Origin of the sequence: Rhodopseudomonas palustris, assembly GCF_003226555.1 — a bacterium.
Classification (GTDB): Bacteria; Pseudomonadota; Alphaproteobacteria; order Rhizobiales; family Xanthobacteraceae; genus Rhodopseudomonas; species Rhodopseudomonas palustris_I.
In genome coordinates this window covers 432,221-451,714 of sequence record NZ_QKQS01000023.1, presented here as the reverse complement: position 1 = coordinate 451,714, position 19,494 = coordinate 432,221, and the positions used below count along the sequence as shown (strand labels likewise).

Annotated in this window: 16 protein-coding genes; 11 read left to right on the top strand and 5 right to left on the bottom strand. The window is 65.8% G+C overall.

Translation table 11 applies throughout. The features are described 5' to 3' along the window. Positions 1-215: 215 nt before the first annotated feature. The 9 genes from DNX69_RS14625 (at position 216) to DNX69_RS14585 (ending at position 10,315) form a co-directional block, all read left to right on the top strand. Positions 216-1,091 (top strand): S-methyl-5'-thioadenosine phosphorylase, encoded by an 876-nt coding sequence (locus tag DNX69_RS14625; protein WP_110786695.1) that lies wholly within the window; start codon positions 216-218, stop codon positions 1,089-1,091. A 110-nt stretch (positions 1,092-1,201) separates the two neighbouring features. Continuing rightward, positions 1,202-2,326, top strand: coding sequence for an S-methyl-5-thioribose-1-phosphate isomerase (mtnA, locus tag DNX69_RS14620; RefSeq protein WP_110786694.1), 1,125 nt, complete (start codon positions 1,202-1,204; stop codon positions 2,324-2,326). A 185-nt stretch (positions 2,327-2,511) separates the two neighbouring features. Beyond that, positions 2,512-2,820 carry a hypothetical protein gene (locus DNX69_RS14615; protein ID WP_110786693.1) on the top strand — a complete coding sequence of 103 codons (309 nt, stop codon included), beginning with the start codon at positions 2,512-2,514 and terminating at the stop codon, positions 2,818-2,820. Between the two features lie 91 nt (positions 2,821-2,911). Beyond that, the gene (locus tag DNX69_RS14610) at positions 2,912-3,244 is read left to right on the top strand and encodes a PepSY domain-containing protein (RefSeq protein WP_110786692.1); all 333 of its coding nucleotides are present in this window, start codon (positions 2,912-2,914) and stop codon (positions 3,242-3,244) included. Continuing rightward, positions 3,244-3,909: a response regulator transcription factor gene (locus DNX69_RS14605; RefSeq protein ID WP_110787632.1), complete on the top strand. Its 666-nt coding sequence runs from the start codon at positions 3,244-3,246 to the stop codon at positions 3,907-3,909. Before DNX69_RS14610 ends, DNX69_RS14605 begins: the two co-directional genes overlap by 1 nt. After that, entirely contained in the window at positions 3,906-5,282 is a 1,377-nt protein-coding gene (locus tag DNX69_RS14600; protein WP_110786691.1) for a sensor histidine kinase, read from the top strand. The genes DNX69_RS14605 and DNX69_RS14600 overlap by 4 nt, the downstream gene beginning before the upstream one ends. Positions 5,283-5,369: 87 nt before the next feature. Then, a complete protein-coding gene (htpG, locus tag DNX69_RS14595; RefSeq protein ID WP_110786690.1) occupies positions 5,370-7,250 on the top strand; it encodes a molecular chaperone HtpG in 1,881 nt (626 codons plus the stop codon). 87 nt (positions 7,251-7,337) lie between these two features. Further along, complete coding sequence (locus tag DNX69_RS14590; RefSeq protein ID WP_110786689.1) at positions 7,338-9,023, top strand: outer membrane beta-barrel protein; 1,686 nt, start codon at positions 7,338-7,340, stop codon at positions 9,021-9,023. 98 nt (positions 9,024-9,121) lie between these two features. Next, positions 9,122-10,315 (top strand): ABC transporter substrate-binding protein, encoded by a 1,194-nt coding sequence (locus DNX69_RS14585; RefSeq protein ID WP_110786688.1) that lies wholly within the window; start codon positions 9,122-9,124, stop codon positions 10,313-10,315. 145 nt (positions 10,316-10,460) lie between these two features. On the opposite strand, the gene DNX69_RS14580 is transcribed toward DNX69_RS14585, so the two are convergent. From DNX69_RS14580 to DNX69_RS14565, 4 genes are all read right to left on the bottom strand, one after another. Further along, positions 10,461-10,853 carry an MAPEG family protein gene (locus DNX69_RS14580; RefSeq protein ID WP_110786687.1) on the bottom strand — a complete coding sequence of 131 codons (393 nt, stop codon included), beginning with the start codon at positions 10,851-10,853 and terminating at the stop codon, positions 10,461-10,463. A gap of 66 nt (positions 10,854-10,919) precedes the next feature. Continuing rightward, positions 10,920-12,008: a lipocalin-like domain-containing protein gene (locus DNX69_RS14575; RefSeq protein ID WP_110786686.1), complete on the bottom strand. Its 1,089-nt coding sequence runs from the start codon at positions 12,006-12,008 to the stop codon at positions 10,920-10,922. Continuing rightward, positions 11,998-14,463 (bottom strand): ABC transporter permease, encoded by a 2,466-nt coding sequence (locus DNX69_RS14570; RefSeq protein WP_110786685.1) that lies wholly within the window; start codon positions 14,461-14,463, stop codon positions 11,998-12,000. The genes DNX69_RS14575 and DNX69_RS14570 overlap by 11 nt, the downstream gene beginning before the upstream one ends. Then, complete coding sequence (locus tag DNX69_RS14565) at positions 14,460-15,113, bottom strand: ABC transporter ATP-binding protein (protein WP_110787631.1); 654 nt, start codon at positions 15,111-15,113, stop codon at positions 14,460-14,462. The genes DNX69_RS14570 and DNX69_RS14565 overlap by 4 nt, the downstream gene beginning before the upstream one ends. Before the next feature lie 268 nt (positions 15,114-15,381). Here DNX69_RS14565 and DNX69_RS14560 point away from each other — a divergent pair, with 268 nt between their 5' ends. Continuing rightward, positions 15,382-16,659: an MFS transporter gene (locus tag DNX69_RS14560; RefSeq protein ID WP_110786684.1), complete on the top strand. Its 1,278-nt coding sequence runs from the start codon at positions 15,382-15,384 to the stop codon at positions 16,657-16,659. A 114-nt stretch (positions 16,660-16,773) separates the two neighbouring features. Here DNX69_RS14560 and DNX69_RS14555 read toward each other — a convergent pair whose 3' ends face one another. Next, entirely contained in the window at positions 16,774-17,994 is a 1,221-nt protein-coding gene (locus tag DNX69_RS14555; RefSeq protein WP_110786683.1) for an ABC transporter substrate-binding protein, read from the bottom strand. 239 nt (positions 17,995-18,233) lie between these two features. On the opposite strand from DNX69_RS14555, the gene DNX69_RS14550 reads away from it, so the two are divergent. After that, complete coding sequence (locus tag DNX69_RS14550; RefSeq protein WP_234826981.1) at positions 18,234-19,478, top strand: hypothetical protein; 1,245 nt, start codon at positions 18,234-18,236, stop codon at positions 19,476-19,478. Positions 19,479-19,494 lie beyond the last annotated feature (16 nt).

Below are 19,494 nucleotides of genomic sequence, written 5' to 3'. Positions count from 1 at the left end.
CAGGAAAATTCGTCGCGGCGCCGGTCTGCTCCGGCTCGTCACGAGCCTGTCCGGCAACGCGGTAAGATAAGACGTTTGGCTGATCCGTCGCCGTAAGGGGTTGTCGCTGCCCCGCCCGCATGTTGAATGCAGCGACAGATTTTGTTGTGACGCGTTTTCTTCACGCGAACCGGTGACCATTTCGCTCGGAAACGCTGTCGTCGGGGAGACAGTCCATGACCAAGGCCGTGCTCGGCATTATCGGCGGCTCCGGGATCTATGATTTGCCGGGGCTGGAAGACGTTCGCGAGGAAGCGATCGAGAGCCCGTGGGGGCAGCCGTCTTCCGCGGTGCGGCGCGGCAATATCGCCGGCCTGCCGATCGTGTTCATGCCGCGCCACGACAAAGGCCACCGGCTGTCGCCCTCGGATATCAACTACCGCGCCAATATCGACGTGCTGAAGCGCGCCGGCGTCACCGACCTGATCTCGCTGTCGGCCTGCGGCTCGTTCAAGGAAGAGCTGCCGCCCGGCACCTTCGTGCTGGTCGATCAGTTCGTCGACCGCACCTACAAGCGCGAAAGCTCGTTCTTCGGCAAAGGCTGCGTCGCCCATGTCTCGATGGCGCATCCGGTTTCGCCGCGGCTCCGCATCCACCTCGCCGCGGCCGCCGAGGCTGAGGGCATTTCGGTGGCACGCGGCGGTACCTACCTGTGTATGGAAGGGCCGCAGTTCTCCAGCTATGCGGAGAGCATGACCTACAAGCAGCTCGGCTATTCGGTGATCGGCATGACCAACATGCCGGAGGCCAAGCTCGCCCGCGAGGCGGAAATCTGCTACGCGACCGTGGCGATGGTCACTGACTTCGATTGCTGGCACCCGGACCACGACGCGGTGACGGTGCAGGATATCGTTCGGGTCCTCACCACCAATGCCGAGAAGGCCAAGAGCCTGGTGGCGCGGCTGGCGCAGGACTTCCCGCGCGAGCACGAGGAGTGCCCGATCGGCTCCGACCGCGCCCTCGACGCCGCCTTCATCACCGCTCCCGAAGCGCGCGATCCGGAACTGCTGAAGAAGCTCGATGCGGTGGCGGCGCGGGTTTTGAAGGCGTAAACCTCGTCATTGCGAGGAGCGGAAGCGACGAAGCAATCCAGTGCTAGTGCCAGAACTTCTGGATTGCTTCGCTTCGCTCGCAATGACGGATTCGATGTTAGCGAGGCACCATGAAAGTCGACGGCAAACATACCCGCACGATCTGGCTCGAAGCCGACGGCTGGACCGTCGGCACCATCGATCAGCGCCGGCTGCCGCACGACTATGTGGTGGTGAAGTTGACCAGTTCCGATGCAGCGGCCGATGCGATCCGCACCATGCTGGTGCGCGGCGCGCCGCTGATCGGGGCGACGGCGGCCTACGGCATGGCGCTGGCGATGCGCGAGGATGCCTCCGACGCCGGGCTCGAGGCCGCTTATCAAAAGCTGGTCGCGACCCGGCCGACCGCCATCAATCTGAAATGGGCACTGGACGAGATGCGCCGTGCGCTCGCCCCGGTGCAGCCGGCGGATCGCGTCGCGGCGGCCTATCGGCGCGCCGGTGAGATCGCCGACGAAGACGTTGCGATCAATCAGGCGATCGGCGCCAGCGGGCTGAAGCTGATCGAGGCAATCGCCGCGACCAAGAAGCCCGGCGAGCGCGTCAACGTGCTGACCCATTGCAACGCCGGCTGGCTCGCCACCGTCGATTGGGGCACGGCCACGGCGCCAATCTATCAGGCGTTCGACGCTGGTATTCCGATCCATGTATATGCCGACGAGACCCGGCCGCGGAACCAGGGCGCGTCGCTGACGGCCTGGGAGCTCGGCCACCACGGCGTCGACCACACCGTGATTCCGGACAATACCGGCGGCCATCTGATGCAGCACGGTCTGGTCGATCTTGTGATCGTCGGCACCGACCGCGTCACCGCCGACGGCGACGTCTGCAACAAGATCGGCACCTATCTGAAGGCGCTGGCGGCGGCGGACAATAAGGTGCCGTTCTACGTCGCGCTGCCGTCTCCGACGATCGACTTCACCATCCACGACGGCGTGAAGGAAATCCCGATCGAGCAGCGCGAGGCCGCGGAAGTGACCGACATGACCGGCCGCACCGGCGATGGCCGGATCGAGACGGTGCGGATCGTGCCGCAGGGCTCCAAGGTCGCCAATTACGGCTTCGACGTCACCCCGGCGCGGCTGGTCACCGGTCTGATCACCGAGCGCGGCGTGCTGAAAGCCGACCGTGCCGCGCTGGCGGCCGCCTTCCCGGAGCGGGTGGCGCAGGCCATGGAACTCCTGCGGGCGTCCTGAGTTCGGTACAGTGCGGCTGCTCAGCCGCAGCACGAGGCAGCTCGGCGGTATTGCCGCGTCGAAACAGTGTGTCGCGCGGCCGATCGCCGCGTAACCTCTGTGGAAAGGCTCTCGCGCCCGCCACCTTTGTGGCTATGCTGGATTCGCGCCGGAGCCGAGCCTCGCGCGCCCCAAGGACTCGCATCATGACCGATCAATCCCGGCCGCCGGAGCGGCCACGCTATGAGCCGGAGATCATTCCGCCCGGACAGACCCATGATCCGATGGGGACGCGGATTTTCATCGACCAGAACACCACCGAGCGAGTTTTCGTCGGTAAAGTCGGCCCGCTCGGCCTGTTTTTGATGGCGCTGGTTATTGGGGCGGTGATCGCCGTGGTGCTGGTGCTGCTGCTCGGGGCGTTTCTGCTGTGGATCCCGGTGGTCGGCTTGTTGATCGCTGCTGGCGTGGTGGCCGGCGTGCTGCGGCCATTGTTTTCCCGGAACGGCGGCTGACGGCGGCCTTCCGCTGCTTTGACCGTTGTCAGCGAGCGGTCAGCGGCTCGGCGCGAGATTGGCGGTTTCCGAAGCAGCCGGCCGGAAGCCGATGAGGCGCCTCTTCATTCTCGCATTCGCAGCTGTGATCGCCGCGGCGCCGATGCCGTCGGCCCCCGTGTTCGCGCACGACCACGGCGCCCACGACCGCCGCCACGATCATGACCAAGCCCGCCTCGCCGTCGAGCGCGGCGAAATCCGACCGCTCGCCGAACTGCTGGCGATGATTCGCGGCAAACTCCCTGGCGAGATCACCGGCGTCGAGATCGAGCGCCACCACGATCAATGGCTGTACGAGTTCATCGTGGTCGACAAGGGCGGCCGGCTGTACGAAGTCTACGTCGATGCGCTGAGTGGCGAGATCCGCCGCACCAGGGAGAAATGATGCGGGTGCTGGTGGTCGAGGACGACAGCCGGATCGCGTCGGAGCTGGCCCGCGGCCTTCGCGAAGCCGGCTATCTGGCCGAGATCGTCGGCGACGGCGAAGAGGCCTGGTTCCGCGGCGACACCGAGGACTACGCTGCGATCATTCTCGACCTCGGCCTGCCGCGGCTCGACGGCCTCACCATCCTGAAGCGCTGGCGCGACAACGGCCGCCTCACCCCGGTGCTGATTCTCACCGCGCGCGGCAGTTGGGCCGAACGGGTCGACGGCATCGATGCCGGCGCCGACGACTATCTGCCGAAGCCGTTTCAGATGGAGGAGCTGCTGGCGCGGCTGCGCTCGATCGTGCGGCGCTCGGCCGGCCATGCCTCGTCGGTGGTTACCATCGGCGAGGTCACGCTCGACGAGCGCCAGATGCAAGTCAGCGTCGGCGGCAAGCCGGTGTCGCTGTCGCCGCTGGAATATCGGCTGGCGTCCTATCTGGTGCTGCATCGTGGCCGGGTGGTGTCGCAATACGAGCTGGCCGAAAACATCTACGGCCAGGACGATGCCCATGATTCCAACGCGATCGAGGTGCTGGTCGGGCGCGTCCGCCGCAAGATCGGCGCTGAGCTGATCGAGACCCGGCGCGGCTTCGGCTACATCGTGCCGGACGAGCGTCCATGAAGCACAGTTCGCTGCGGCTGCGGTTGATCGCCGGCGGCGCCGCGGCGATCCTGATCGCGCTCAGCATCGCCGGTTTCGCGCTCACCATCCTGTTCGAGCGCCATGTCACCCGCACCATCGCGGACGATCTCGACGTGTCGCTGAAGCAGTTGCTCGCCGGCATCGAGGCCGGGCCGGACGGCCGGCTCTTGGTGGTAAGGCCTCCGACCGATCCGCGGTTTTCCGAGCCGCTGTCCGGGCTGTACTGGCAGGTCGGCGATGACGGCGATCAGCTCGTCCGCTCGCGTTCGCTGTGGGACGACCGGTTGACCGTGCCGATTGATCAGCCCGGCCCCGGCGAAGTGCATCATCACGACATCGCCGGCCCGTTCAGCTCGCGGTTGTCGGTTGTCGAGCGCCGGGTGCTGCTCACCATGGGCGGCAAGAGCGTCCCGATCCGTGCTGCGGTTGCGGTCGATCTGGCCCGGGTCGATGCGGCCGGCAAGGCGTTCGCGCGCGATCTTGTGGTCGCGCTCGGCCTGCTCGGCGTGGTGCTGGCGATCGCCACCTCGGTGCAAGTGATGCTCGGCTTGCGCCCGCTCGCTGCGCTGCGCCGCGACGTCGCCGCGATCCGCTCCGGCCACAGCCGCCGCCTGCCAGAGGCGGTGCCGGACGAGGTGCGGCCGCTGGTCGAGGAGGTCAATGCGCTGTTGGACGCGCAGGCGCGCGAGATCGAGCGCTCCCGCGACCGCGCCGCCGATCTCGCCCATGGTCTCAAAACACCGCTCGCAGCCCTGGCCGGCGATGCGGCGCGGCTGCGCGAGCGCGGCGAGGACAAGCTCGCACGCGACATCGAGGCGGTCGGCGCGGCGATGAGCCGGCACGTCGACCGCGAGTTGGCGCGGGCAAGGCTGCGCGGTGCCGCCCGGCGCGGCGAGAGCGTGACGGTCGAGCTGTTGCCGCTGGTGCGGTCGCTGGTGACGATCCAGTCGCGCACCCCGGCTGGTCGCGCGATCGACTACGCCATTGAGGTCGCCGATTATGTGGCGGTGCCGATCGAACGGACTGATCTTGCCGAGGTGCTTGGCAATCTGCTCGACAACGCCACCCGCCACGCCAAGTCGCGGGTGCGGATCGGTACCGCCTGCGACGCCGACGAATTCTGCGTCATGATCGAAGACGACGGCGACGGGCTGGACGAGGCGGCGCGCACCGAGGTGCTGTCCCGCGGCATCCGGCTCGATCAGCGCGGCGAGGGTGCGGGGCTTGGGCTGGCGATCGTCCAGGATGTGCTCGACGCCTATGGCTGGAGCCTGCGGCTGTCGCGCTCCGAACTCGGCGGGCTTAAGGCCTGTTGCTGCTCGGCGGTTGCTTCGGCCGGTCCCGGCATCTAGCGCGCGCGACCACCTTGCCATCGCGCGCTCCCGCGCTATATCCCGGTTTTCCCTCACATTCCTTCTGCAGGACCAGCGACATTCGCCATGACCATGACTGATACCCCGAGCGAGACGAAGCCGTTCCAGGCCGAAGTTGCCGAGCTTTTGAACCTGATGGTGCACTCGGTCTATTCCGAGACCGACATCTTCCTGCGCGAGCTGATTTCGAACGCCTCTGATGCGCTCGACAAGCTGCGCTACGAGTCGATCGCAAAGCCCGAGCTGATGGAAAAAGGCGGCGAGCCGACGATCCGGATCATTCCGAAAAAGGCACCCGACACCCTGACGATCGTCGACAACGGCATCGGCATGGACCGCCAGGAGCTGATCGACAATCTCGGCACCATCGCCAAGTCCGGCACCAAGTCGTTCATCTCCAAGCTCGCCGAGACCAAGGACAGTGCCAGCCTGATCGGCCAGTTCGGTGTCGGCTTCTATGCCGCCTTCATGGTGGCCGACAAGATCATCGTCACCAGCCGTCGCGCCGGATCGGACGAGGTCTGGACCTGGACGTCCGCCGGCGGCGCCGGCTTCGAAATCGCTCCTGCGTCCGAGGAGGCCGCGGCTCGGGTCGAACGCGGCACCGAGATCGTGCTGCATTTGAAGCCGGACGCGTCGAAATATCTCGAAGACTGGCAGATCGAGCGGATCGTCACCGAATATTCCGACAACATCCAATTTCCGATTCTGCTGGTGCCGGAGGAAGGCGAACCGCGCCAGATCAATTCGGCCAGCGCGCTGTGGCAGCGCTCGAAATCCGAACTCAGCGAGGACGACTACAAGCAGGCCTACAAGCAGATCGCGGGCGCGTTCGACGAGCCGGCGATGACGCTGCACTATCGCGCCGAGGGCCGGCAGTCCTACGCGGTGATGCTGTTCGCGCCGTCGACCAAGCCGTTCGACCTGTTCGAGCCGGAGCGCAAGGGCAAGATCAAGCTCTATGTCCGCCGCGTCTTCATCACCTCCGAGGCCGAGTTGTTGCCGCCCTATCTGCGCTTCCTGCGCGGCGTGATCGACTCTGAGGACCTGCCGCTCAATCTGTCCCGCGAGATGCTGCAGAAGAATCCGCAGCTCGCACAGATCCGCAGCGCGGTGACCGGCAAGGTGATCAGCGAGCTGGAGAGCCTTGCCGACAAGAAGCCGGACGACTTCGCCAAGATCTGGGACGCGTTCGGTCCGGTGCTGAAGGAGGGCCTGTACGAGGACTTCGAGCGCCGCGAGAAGCTGCTGTCGCTAGCCCGTTTCACGACGACCGCGGGCGAAAAGCGGTCGCTGAAGCAATATGTCGAAGCGATGAAGGAGAATCAGACCGAGATCTATTATCTGGTCGGTGATTCTCTTGAGCGGCTGAAGTCCAACCCGAAGCTGGAATCGGCGACTGCGCGCGGCATCGAAGTGCTGCTGCTGACCGATCCGGTGGACGCGTTCTGGACCTCCGCGCAGCTCGATTTCGGCGGTAAGCCGCTGAAGTCGCTGAGCCAGGGCGACGTCAATTTCGACCTGATCCCGAAGCTCGAGCAGGACGAGGACAAGAAGGACGAGGCCAAGGCCGACGAGGCGACCGTGATCGCGGTGATCAAGGACGCGCTCGGCGACCGCGTCTCCGACGTCAAAGCCTCGCAGCGGCTGACCTCGAGTGCATCGTGCCTGGTGGCGGGCGGGATGGGGCCGGATCGCGAACTCGAGAAGATGCTGGCGCGCGCCAACAAGGGCGCCGGCTCCAAGCCGATCCTCGAGATCAACCTGAAGCATCCGCTGGTCGCGGCGCTCGGCGATACCAAGACCGACAAGGCGGAAGCCGGCGATCTCGCCTTCCTGCTGCTGGAGCAGGCGCAGATCCTCGACGGCGAGTTGCCCGAAGACCCTGCTGCGTTCGCCAGCCGTCTCAACCGGCTGGTGCTGCGCGGCGTCGTTGCGCATGGTTAGCAGCTAGCTAACAAACACGGTTACCATTTTTTTAATCCATGGGTTGCACTCTGCTCGGCATCGTTGTGCCGAGCAGAGTGTGATCCCATGAGTCGAATTCTGGTTGCCGCAGCCGCGCTGGCGACGGTGATTTCGCCGGCCGCAGCGGCCGACATGCCGTATTTTCCTCCACTCATGCCGGCTGCGCCGGTGTCGTGGAATTGGACCGGCTTGTATTGGGGCGCTCATCTCGGCGGTAGCTTCGGCTCGTCGAGCTTCAGCGATCCCGCCGGACCCGGCCTCTACGGAGGCAACGTCCGCAGCCCAGCAGCCCTCGCCGGCATTCAAGTTGGTTACAATTATCAGCCGAATGCGAATTGGCTGATCGGCGTCGAAGCCGATCTCAGTTCGATGAACGCCAAGGGCACCAATACTTGTATGGCGTCCTCGGGGTTGTTCATTTCGTCCAATTGTCGCGTCCGCCAGGATGCGCTGGCGACGCTCACCGGCCGTGCCGGCTTGGTGACCGGCCGCGGCGGCCGGACGCTGCTCTATGCCAAAGGCGGCGCAGCGTTCCTCAGCGAACGGCTCGATATTACCGTCGGCTATCCGCTCGGCAATTCGACGGATGTCGATGACGGCCGGTGGGGCTGGACCGTCGGCGCCGGCATCGAACGGGCGCTGGCGCCGGCCTGGTCGGTGAAGCTCGAATACGACTACGCCGATTTCGGCAGCCGCGACATGGCGACGCCGGCGAGCTTCCGGCTGGTCCCTGGCGTCGGCTATTTCGCCACTCCGCGGGGCACGAGCAAGGTCGAGCAGGACCTGCACGCCGTGAAGGTCGGCCTCAATCTCAAATTCGGCGGCGATGTCGACGCTCGCTTCGACGACTATCATCTGCGCGGATCCCAAGCCGGAGTCGATGTCGTCGAGCGCGGCGCGGTCGAGGTCGGCGGACGCGTCTGGTACAGTTCGGGCCGCTTCCAGAAGGATCTCGGGGCGACGGTCGATCAGGGGAGTCAGAACGTCCTGATCTCGCGGTTGACCTATCAGAGCACCGCCGCGTCAGGCGAGGCTTTCGGCCGCGTCGACGGTCCCTACGACACCTTCCTCAAGGGCTTTGCCGGCGGCGGGACGCTCGTGAGCGGCCATATGAACGACGAGGATTGGATCGCCACCGAGGGCATCCCCTATTCGAATACGTTGTCGGATCCGGTCAAGGGCAGCATCGCCTATGCGACGCTCGACGTCGGTTACAATCTGCTGCGCGGGCCGGACTACAAACTCGGCGGCTTCGTCGGCTACAATTACTACCGGGAGAACAAATCGGCCTATGGCTGCATTCAGACGGCGGGCGCCACCTCGCTGATCTGCGCGCAACCGATTTCGGCTGCGGTTCTCGGCATCACCCAGAACGACACCTGGCACTCGCTGCGGGTCGGCCTCAACGGCGAGATCGGCCTCGGCCGCGGGCTGAAGCTTTTGGCCGATGCAGCCTATCTGCCCTATGTGAAGACGTTCGGAACCGACACTCATTTGCTGCGGACGGACGTCCCCGACACCGTGTCGCCGTCGCAGGGCACCGGTCAGGGCGTCCAACTCGAAGCCATCCTGTCGTATCAGCTCAATAGCGCTTTCAGCATTGGCGCCGGTGCGCGGTATTGGGCGATGTGGGCGACCACCAACGCCTACACCAACATCTTCGGCACGGAGTGTCCGTGTCAGACCCTGCCGGTCCGCACCGAAAGGTATGGAACCTTTCTCCAGGCCGCCTACAAGTTCGACCCGCTTTAAACGGGTGTCACCATTGTTCTGCGACGAGGAAAAACCGCTGGTCGGTCGAAGGCTTCTTGCTTAGTCTGCGCGTCAACCAAAACACTGGGAGGCACGCAATGAAACTCAAATTTCTTTCCGCCGCGCTCGCGGCAACGGCTCTTATCGCTGTCACGCCGGCCTCGGCGCAAGGCGTCAAGATCGGCATCCTCAACGATCAGTCCGGCGTCTACGCCGACTACGGCGGCAAGTGGTCGCTCGAAGCCGCCAAAATGGCCGTCGAGGATTTCGGCGGCGAAGTCCTGGGGCAGAAGATCGAAATCGTCTCCGCCGATCATCAGAACAAGCCCGACAACGCGGTCGCGATCGCGCGCAAATGGTACGACGTCGATGGCGTCGACATGATCACCGAGCTGACCACCTCGTCGGTGGCGCTGGCGATCCAGGATCTGTCGAAGGAAAAGAAGAAGATCGACATCGTGGTCGGTGCCGCGACCTCGCGCATCACCGGCGATGCCTGCCAGCCTTATGGATTCCACTGGGCGTTCGACACCCATGCGCTTGCGGTCGGAACCGGTGGCGCGCTGGTCAAAGCCGGCGGCGATACCTGGTTCTTCCTGACCGCAGACTATGCGTTCGGCTATGCGCTGGAGAAAGACACCAGCGAGATCGTGCTCGCCAATGGCGGCAAGGTGCTCGGATCGGTGCGGCATCCGCTGAATTCGTCGGACTTCTCCTCGTTCCTGCTGCAGGCGCAGGCTTCCAAGGCCAAGGTCGTCGGCCTCGCCAATGCGGGTCTCGACACCGCCAATTCGATCAAACAGGCCTCTGAGTTCGGCATCGTGGCCGGCGGCCAGAAGCTGGCCGGACTGCTGATGACACTGGCGGAAGTGCACGGCCTCGGCCTCAAGGCCGCGCAGGGACTGGTGCTGACCGAAGCCTATTACTGGGATCGGGACGACAAATCGCGGCAGTTCGCCGAGCGGTTCTTCAAGCGCACCAACCGGATGCCGAGCATGATCCAGGCCGGCACCTATTCGGCGACGCTGTCCTATCTGAAGGCCGTCAAGGCCGCCGGCACCAAGGATACCGAGGCGGTGGCCAAGAAGCTGAAGGAATTGCCGGTCGACGACGCGTTCGCATCCGGCAAGGTGCTGGCCAACGGCCGCTTCGTCCACGACATGTATCTGTTCGAGGTCAAGAAGCCGGAAGAATCCAAGAAGCCGTGGGACTACTACAAGCTGCTCGCCACCGTGCCGGGGGACAAGGCGTTCCCGACTGCGGCGGAAAGCGGCTGTCCGCTCACCAAGTAAGCGCTCATCGAGCCATTGTAGTGAGAGCCGGCGCCGAGCGATCTGGGTAAGGGCACTCCTCTCGGCGGATCGCTGAGTCACTGCCTGGGGCGCCCTCACCCCAACCCTCTCCCGCAAGCGGGAGGGGGAGCCGGCTGTGCTTGGGTTACGCTCCCACCATCTGGTGCACCACGCCGTACACCGAGCCGCCCCACAGGAAAGCGCTCGCCACCATCTGCACCGCAAAGCCGAGGCCGCGCTTTTCGGGGGCTTCGGCGTAACCCAGCATGTAGAGGATCCGTCCGATGATCCACACCGCGCCTGCGCCGGCCGCGAAGACGTCACTGAGATAATAGGCGAACAGCCACAGCGACGGCAGGAAGATCGGCATCCATTCCAGCGTATTGGCCTGGATGCGGAATACCCGCTCGAATTCGGGATGGCCGGAGATCGCCGGTGCTTTGACGCCGTACAGCATCCGCGCCCGCGCGACCTGCACCGAGGTGTAGAAATAGAACATCAACGCCAGAAGGGTGACGATCGTGGTGTAGTGAAACATCCAAGGGCTCCCAGGCTAGGTTCGTTCTTGCCCGGCTGATGGCCGCCGGTTGCGTGCAGCTTGAACTCAATATCCGGTCATCTCAAGATACCCGATACCGCTCTGGTTACCTTTGAACGCGATCGGCCCTTCCCAATACGGGAAGCTGGTCCCCATCCAGCTTTTCGGATTGAGCGGTGCAGTTTCGATCGCAAGATCATGCCCGACGACCGCCACCCGCCAACGCGTCGGCAACTGGCGTGATCCGATCGTCGTGACGCCGAGCGGTTCGAGCCGGATCTGATTCGGCGACAGCGGCACGGAGCGGCCGTCGGTGCCGATCCAATTGCCGGCGAAGTAATTGCTGCCGTCGCGCTGCCGGAGCCGAAACAGCATCACCTTGTCGCCCGATGACAGATGCAGCGAGAACCAGTCCCAGCCGGTCTGGTCGGAGGCGAGTGGCTGGCTCGACCATTCCCGGTCCATCCAGGCCGATCCTTCGACCGGGATCGAGCGGCCGTCGAGCGTCAGCGTGCCGGCCGCGGCAAAATACGGTTGGCTGTAATAATAGGATGCCTGGCCACGTTCGGATTTGCGCGAGTAGCCGTTGTCGCCTTGCAGCACCAGCGGCCGGTCGGCGCTCAGCCGCAGCGCGTAACTGAAATCCGCCGCGCGCGCAGTCACCTCCAGCGGCGACAGCGTCGCGGCCACCAGCGATGAATCGCCCTGCATCGCCCAGTCGTCGATGACGGCCTTGAACGGCGTGGCCTCGACCCCGGCAACGCCGACGCCGCCGCGCGAAAACTTCTCGGCAAACCGGTGGGTGTCGGCGCTGGTGACGGCGGCATGCGCCATCCAGATCTGCTGATTGGCCCAGCCGCTGCGTTGCGGGGCCGGTGTCATCGCCTGGCGGAACAGCGTCCACTGCGCCCCATAGGCGTTGCCGGCCGCGTCCTTCAGGTTCGCGGTGAGGTACCACCACTCGATCCGGAAATCCGGATGCGGACCATGATCGTCTGGAAATGTCAGCTTGCGGCCGGGCACCACGGGGGCGAATCCACCGGCTTCGCTGCCGAGCCCGGCAAAGCCCTGCGCCGAGGCCCGGGGCGACGCGAGGGCTGCGGCGAGCAGGCCGCCGGCGAAGGCGCGGCGGCTGATCCGAGCTCTAGCGTTCATCGGCAAACACCTTCACGAGCCGCGCCGGCTGCATCCGCATCAGCTTCAGGATCGGCAGCGCCGCTGCCAGCAGCGTCGCGAGCAGAGCGACGCCGACCAGCTTCGCCAGCTCGAACGGAAACACTTCGAATGGCAGCCGCCAGCCGAACGCCTTCACGTTCACCACCGCGATCAGGCACCACGCCACCAATAGGCCGAGCGGCAGCGCCACCAGCGCGGTGATCGCCGCCATCGCCAGCGTCTTCAACAGCTCGACCAGCGCCAGCCTTCGACGGGTGATGCCGATCGCCCATAGCGGCGCGACCTGCGGCAGCCGCGATGCGCCCAGCGTCAACAGGCTGGTCAGCAGTGCGACCCCGGCGATGCCGAGCGTGAAGGCGTTGAGCGCGGTGGTGACCGCGAAAGTGCGGCTGAAGATCTGCTTGGAGATCGCTTTCAGCGTCGCCTGATCGGCCAGGCTCCGCTCCCCGAGCGTGAAGCTGTTGCGCAGATCGGCGATCAGCGCCGGCACGCGGGCAGGGTCGACCCGAAGCCCGAACCTGGTCTTGGCCACATCCGGGAAATGCTGCACCAGCGCATCGAACGCGACGCCGAGCTGGCCGCGCGGATTGCCATAGTCGGCGTAGATCGCCACCACTTCGACCGGCCATGGGCCGCGGTCGCTCGGCACCACGATGCGGTCGCCGAGCTTGACGCCGAGCCGGCGCCACAGCTGCTCGCTGACCAGCGCCGCGTCGCCGCGTGCGACGCGGTCCCAGACGTCTTTGGTGTGCGCGAGCAACGGCCAGTGATCCCGATAGGTCGCATCATCGGCGAAGCCGATCAGCTCCACCGGCTGGCCCTGCAGCTTCACTTCGGCGTGCGCGCCGGGCAGCAGCGATCGGACTTCGGGGCGCTCCTTCAGCCAGGCCTTGATCTCGGTCGCCTGCTGGTCGGTCGCTGCATTGAGATAGACCTCCGCGGCGAGCCGGCCGTCGAGCCAGCGCTGGAAGGTGCGGCTGAAGCTCTCGACCATGGTGCCGACGCCGACATTGACGCCGAGCGCCAGCAGCAGCGCCATCAGCGCCAGGGATAATCCCGACAGCTGCAGCCGGCTGTCGGCCCAGAACCAGGTCGTCAGCGGTCCGCGCGCCAGCTTCTCGCCGAGCGCCAGCACCAGCCCGAGGATTGCCGGCAGGCCGAGCGCGGCACCGAGCAGGATCGCGGCGAGTACGGCGAAGCCCGACAACAACGAGTCGCCGAACCAAAAAAATCCGAAGCCGGCGGCGAACACCGCGAGCGCGGCTGCGCCCTGCACGATCAACCAGCGATGCTGTGCTTGCTGCCACGCATAGGGCTGCGCGGCGACAAGCACCGGCAGTCGCGCCGCCTTGATCAACGCAGCGGAGGCCGCGGCGAGGGTGCCGAGAATGCTGATGGCGATGCCGGCGACCCACCATTCTGGCCGCAGCGACAGCTCGCCGGGAATCTGCGCGCCGTACAGGCCGCGCAAAGTGGCGGCGACGTCGGGCAGCAGCGTTGCGGCGATCAGATAGCCGCAGACGAGGCCGATCAGGCCGGCGAGCAGGGCGATGAGGCACAACTCGATCACCATCACGGCGTTGAGCTGACGCGCCGAGGTGCCGCAGGCCCGCAGGGTGCGCAGCATCGGCCGGCGCTGCTCGAACGCCAGTCCGATCGCCGAATTGACGATGAATAGCCCGACCAGAAACGACAGCAGCCCGAACGCCGTGAGGTTGAGATGGAAGCTGTCGGTGAGGCGCTCGAGTTCGGTGGCCGCATCCGGCTGGTCGAGCTGCAGCTTGTCGCCGACGATCTCACGCAGCGGTGGGCGTGCGCCGGTCTGAGTGCTGCCGAGCAGCAGCCGCGACAGCCGGTCCGGCATGTCGAGCAGCTTCTGTGCGCGGCCGATATCGACCACCAGGACGCCGGGCGCGATTTCGGCTTGCGGCTTCAGCGGCGGCAGATGCTGGCCGTTCGGTAGCTCCGGCGTCGCGCCTTCGGTCAGGCCGACTTCGCGCAGCGTCTCGGGCGCGATCAGCGTCTGGCCCGGCGGCAGGATGAAGCCCTGCAGATCGCCGGTGCCGAGCGCCGGCGCGGTCCGGGCTTCGATCGGCAGCGACAGCGGTTCGACGCCGAGCAGCCGCAGCGACCGGCCACCGATCCGGATCGCGCCCTCGACCGCCGGCGACACCGGCCAGCCGGCACGGCGCAGATCGACATAGAGCTGCTGGGAGAAGCTGCCGCCGTCGCGCGCCACCAGCGTCGCGGTGCGATTGCCGCCGAGCGCCGCAGCGGCGCGGTCGTAACTGGTGCGGGCCTGCGCATTCAGCGCCTGCACGCCGCTCCACAATGCGGTCGCGGAGATCAGGCCGATCGCCAGCGTCGCGAGTTGCATCGGATGCCGTCGCCAGTGGCTGAGCAGCACGGCGAGGATCCACAGCGCGCGCCTCAATGGATCAGCCCCGCGTGCAGATGCACCCGGCGGTCGAGCATGCCGGCGAGCCGCTCGCTGTGCGTCACCATCAGAAAGCCGCAGCCGGTGCGGCGCACTAGATCGGTGGCGAGCGACAGCACGTCGTCGGCGGTGGCCTCGTCGAGATTGCCGGTCGGCTCGTCGGCGAGCAGGAGCAACGGCTTGATCGCCAGCGCGCGGCCGATCGCGACGCGCTGCTGCTGGCCGCCAGAGAGCTGCTCGGGATAGCGCTTCAGCAAGGCGCCGAGCCCGAGCCGTTCGATCAGCTCGCTACGCCACGCCTCATCCTGACGGCCGGCGAGGCGGGACTGGAAGGCGAGGTTGTCGGCCACGGTCAGGCTGGGGATCAGGTTGAACTGCTGAAACACCAGTCCGAGCCGCTCGCGGCGGAATGCGGCGCGCGCGGCATCCGGCATGGTCGAGATCGTCTCCTCGCCGAAGCTGATCGCGCCGCCGTCGGGCTGATCGAGGCCGGCGATCAGATGCAGCAAGGTGGATTTGCCGCTGCCGGATTCGCCAGTCAGCGCCACGCTCTCGCCGGGCTGCACCGCAAGATCGACGCCGCGCAGCACCGCAACGCGGTCCTGGCCTGAGGTGTAGGATTTGGTGAGGCTGGAGACGATCAGCATCGGTGACGTCGACACAGCACCGCGAGTGGCGCGCGTGGATTGCGTGAGATCGTGCCGGTCATGTCGTCTTCCAAACCGTTACAGCCGTGTCGAGCCGATATGGTGGCTGTCGCTGGGCTGCTCAAGATAACGCGTATTCACCGCATAAATAACGGATCTTTTGATCGCGGCTGGCAACATCCGCGATTGCATTCGGACGGGAACCGCTGCAGCATTGCAACAGGCTCGCAATAAGGGCCGTCGAACGAGTATATCCGGGGAGGTTGTCGTGACCGCGCAATCGACGCCGAAAGGCGCTTGGAGAATTACTCTTCTCCTGTTTCTGTTCATGGTCGTGAACTTCGCCGACAAGATCGTCGTCGGGCTGGCCGGCGTGCCGATCATGCAGGAGCTGAAGCTCTCGCCCGAACAATTCGGTCTGCTCGGCTCGTCGTTCTTCTTCCTGTTTTCGATCTCGGCGATCGTGGTCGGCTTCATCGTCAATCGCGTCGAGACCCGATGGGTGCTGCTGGCGCTGGCATTGATCTGGGCGGTGGCGCAATTCCCGATCGTCGGCGAAGTCTCCTTCGCCACCTTCGTGATCTGCCGGATCATCCTCGGGGCCGGCGAAGGGCCGGCGTTCTCGGTCGCGGCGCATGCGATCTATAAATGGTTTCCCGATCACCAGCGCACGCTGCCGACCGCGATCCTGTCGCAGGGCTCGGCCTTCGGCGTGATCCTGGCAGTGCCGGCGCTGAACTGGATCATCGTCAATCACTCCTGGCACTACGCGTTCGCGGCGCTCGGCATCGTCGGGCTGATGTGGGCGGCGGCGTGGCTCGCGCTCGGCAAAGAGGGGCCGCTGGTCCCAAGCCCGGCGGTCGCGGCCGCGGAGGTGCGGATCCCCTACGCGCGGCTGCTGACTTCGCGCACCTTCATCGGCTGCGTGCTGGCGACCTTCGGGGCGTATTGGGCGCTGTCGCTCGGACTGACCTGGTTCACCACCTTCATCGTTCAGGGATTGGGCTTCGGCCAGCATCAGGCCGGGCTGATCTCGATCACGCCCTGGGTGTTCGGCGCCACCGTCGTGCTGCTCACCGGCTGGCTGTCGCAGCGGCTGATCCAACGCGGCGTGTCCAGCCGGATGGCGCGCGGCGTGCTGGGCGCAGCGCCGCTACTCGTCGGCGGCGCGATCATCCTGACGCTGCCTTATATCGACAACGCCACGCTGCGGATCGTCGCGCTCGTGGTCGGCTCCGGCCTGTGCGGCTCGATCTACGTGGTGTGCCCGCCGATGATCGCCGAGTTCGCGCCGGTGTCGCAGCGCGGCGCCGCGATCGCGATCTACGGCGCGCTGTACACCCTCGCCGGGATCGTCGCGCCCTGGGTGATGGGCAACGTGCTGCAGCACGCGGCCTCGCCCCTCCACGGCTACCTGACCGGCTACGCCATCAACGGCGCGGTGATGATTGCTTCCGGTGTCGCCGGCTTGTTGCTGCTATGGCCGAACACCGAACCGGCAAGGCTGTTGCAAAGTACGGCGCCGGCGCATCTCAAGCCGGCCTGAGAGCCTGACCGGACATGCGGCCCCAAATGAAACAAGACGCTTTCGTCTCGATCCGTCATGCCCGGCGGCAAGGCCGGGCATGACGGAAGTTTAGCGGAGTGGTCTCACAGAGGTTTACCGGCTTGCGGCATCGGTGTTGAACACTTCGCCTTCCGGCACCCAGCTCGATCCGTCGAACTTGGCGATCTGCATCTGGGTGTAGGGCGCGTAGCGGTCCGGGCGGGTCGAGATCTTGATGCCCGGCAGCAGCAGCGGCGCTGCGGTCGGCTGGATGTTGGTGGCCTGCTTCAGCAGGTTATCGCGGGTGAGATTGTCGCCGCAGGCTTCCAGCACTTTCACCGTCATATAGGCCGAGATGTAGCCGGTGACGGTGGAGCCGTCGGCGATATCGCCTTTCGGGTACCACTTGGTCAGGAATTCCTTGAACTCCTTGACGTCGGCGTCGTTCTCGAAGCGCGGATCGGTCGGCGTCTTCGCCGCCAGCGCAGTCAACAGGCCGGTCGAGGCTTCCTTGCCGGCGGGTTCGAGGACGCCCTTGATCGAGCTCGACACGCTGACGACGAAGTTCAGCGGCTTCCAGTTCAATTCGTGCACCTTGCGGATCGCCTGTGCGCCGAATTTCGGCGTCGCCATCGTGAACAGCGTGTCGGCCCCGGAGGCCTTCAGTGCGACGATCTGGGAGTCGACGGTCGGATCGGTGACCTCGTAGGTCACTTCCTTGACGATCATCGTCTTGGCCTTGTCGCCGAGCCCGTCCTTCAGACCCTTGACGTAATCCTTGCCGGCGTCATCGTTCTGCGAGAACACGCCGAGCTTGGCGTCGGGCTTGTTCTTCAGCAGGTACTTCGCGAAGATCATGCCTTCCATCTGGTAGGGCGGGTAGAGCTGTGTGGTCCACGGGAAGTTCTTCGGATCGTCCCACTTCGCCGCGCCGGTCGAGATGAAGATCTGCGGTACCTTCTTGGCGTTGAGATATTTCTGGATCGCCGAATTGGTCGGGGTTCCGATGGTGCCGATAATCGCCAACACCTCGTCCTGCTCCACCAGTCGCCGGGTCTGCTCCACCGTCTTCGGCGGCGAATAGGCGTCGTCGAGGCTGATCAACTTGATCTTGCGGCCGTTGACGCCGCCTTTGGCGTTGATCATCGTGTAGTACGCGTCTTCGACGTGGCCCTGGACGCCGTAGGCCGAGGCCGGGCCGCTGTACGGCATGGTCTGGCCGATCTTGATTTCGGTGTCGGTGACGCCGGGGCCGTATTTTTTTTGAGCGAAAGCAGGCTGAGCCGCAGCGAGCGCGACGGCGCTGGCCAGGAGAAGCGAGGTGCGAATGGACAAATGCGTTTCCTCTCGTTGAAAGCCGCACTCTGCGGTGCGGGCTAAAGGTCGATCGCCCGTATTTGTTGTTTGCGGTGCGATCCTGCTTACGCTGTCACGAGAAGCGCCATCGTTCAATTGAATTGCGCGGCGACGTAGCGGCGCAGGCGCGCTGCGCAGCTGCACAAATTTCGTCGAACGGACTAAGCGGTGCTAAGCTGTCCGCGTGACGGGACGACGAGCGCAACGGGATGATTAGTATGGCCAAGCGGCGGCTGCGCGTGCTGCTATCCGAGGGCGGCAGCACCTCGGCGCGACAGGCGATCAGCGTGCTCGGGCGTGCCGGACATCATGTCGAGATCTGCGATCCGTCGCCGCTGTGTCTCGGCCGGTTCTCGCGCTTCGTGCGTGCGGTGCACCGCTGTCCGCCGCTGCGCCGCGATCCTGCCGGCTATCTCGGTTTCGTGACGGACCTGCTGGCGACGCACCGGTTCGACGTACTTTTGCCGATCCACGAGCAGGGCCTGGTGTTCGCCCGCGCCCCGGACCGCATCGCGGAACTGAGCGGCGTGGCGCTGCCATCCTATGCCAGCTACCGCACCGCTGTGACCAAAGCCGGGTTCAGTCGGCTGCTAGAATCGCTTGGCCTGCCGCAGCCGCCGACCCGGATCGTGATCTCCGAGCGCGAGCTGCGCGAGATCGCGTGCACTCCCTGCGTGATCAAGACGTCGGTCGGCACCGCCAGCCGCGGCGTCTGGCGGGTGCCGGATCGGGCTGCGCTCGAACGGGCGGTGCGCGAGCTGCACGCGGCGGACGGCTTTGCCGGAGAGGTGTTGGTGCAGGATTGCGTCGCCGGCCCGATCGAGCACGCGCAGGCGGTGTTCGACCGCGGCGAGCTGCTCGCGCTGCATGCCTATCGGCAGATTGCGGCCGGTGCCGGCGGCGGACCGTCGCACAAGCTCAGCATTCGCGGCGACGCGGTTCGCGCCGATGTGGCCGCGATCGGCGCCGCGCTCGGCTGGCACGGTGCGCTGTCGTTCGATGTGATCCGGCCGGCCAACGACGCGCGCCCGCTCTTCATCGATTGCAATCCGCGGCTGGTCGAGCCGATGAGCGCGCAGCTTGCGGGGCTCGATCTGGTCGATCTGCTGCTGCGGCTGTCGCTCGGCGAGCATCCGGCATCGCCTGCACCGTCGCGGGACGGCGTCCGCAGCCATCTCGGCATGCAGGCGCTGCTCGGCTGCGCGCTGCGCAGCGGCTCACGGCAAGATGTGATGCGGGAATGCGGGCGGTTGATGCTGCGGCAGCCGCCTTACGCCGGCAGCGCCGAGGAGCTGACGCAGGTGGGGCGGGATTGGTTCAGTGCGGTGCCGCTGGCGGCGACCGCGGTCATCCTGATGGCAGCGCCCGGTCGCGCTGCGGCGCTGGCTGCGAAAGGCTGGGGCGATCACCTGCTCGATGCCGCGGCCATCGCCCGGATCGATCGGGGATTCGAGCCCGCGTGACACGGAAGTCTCCGCA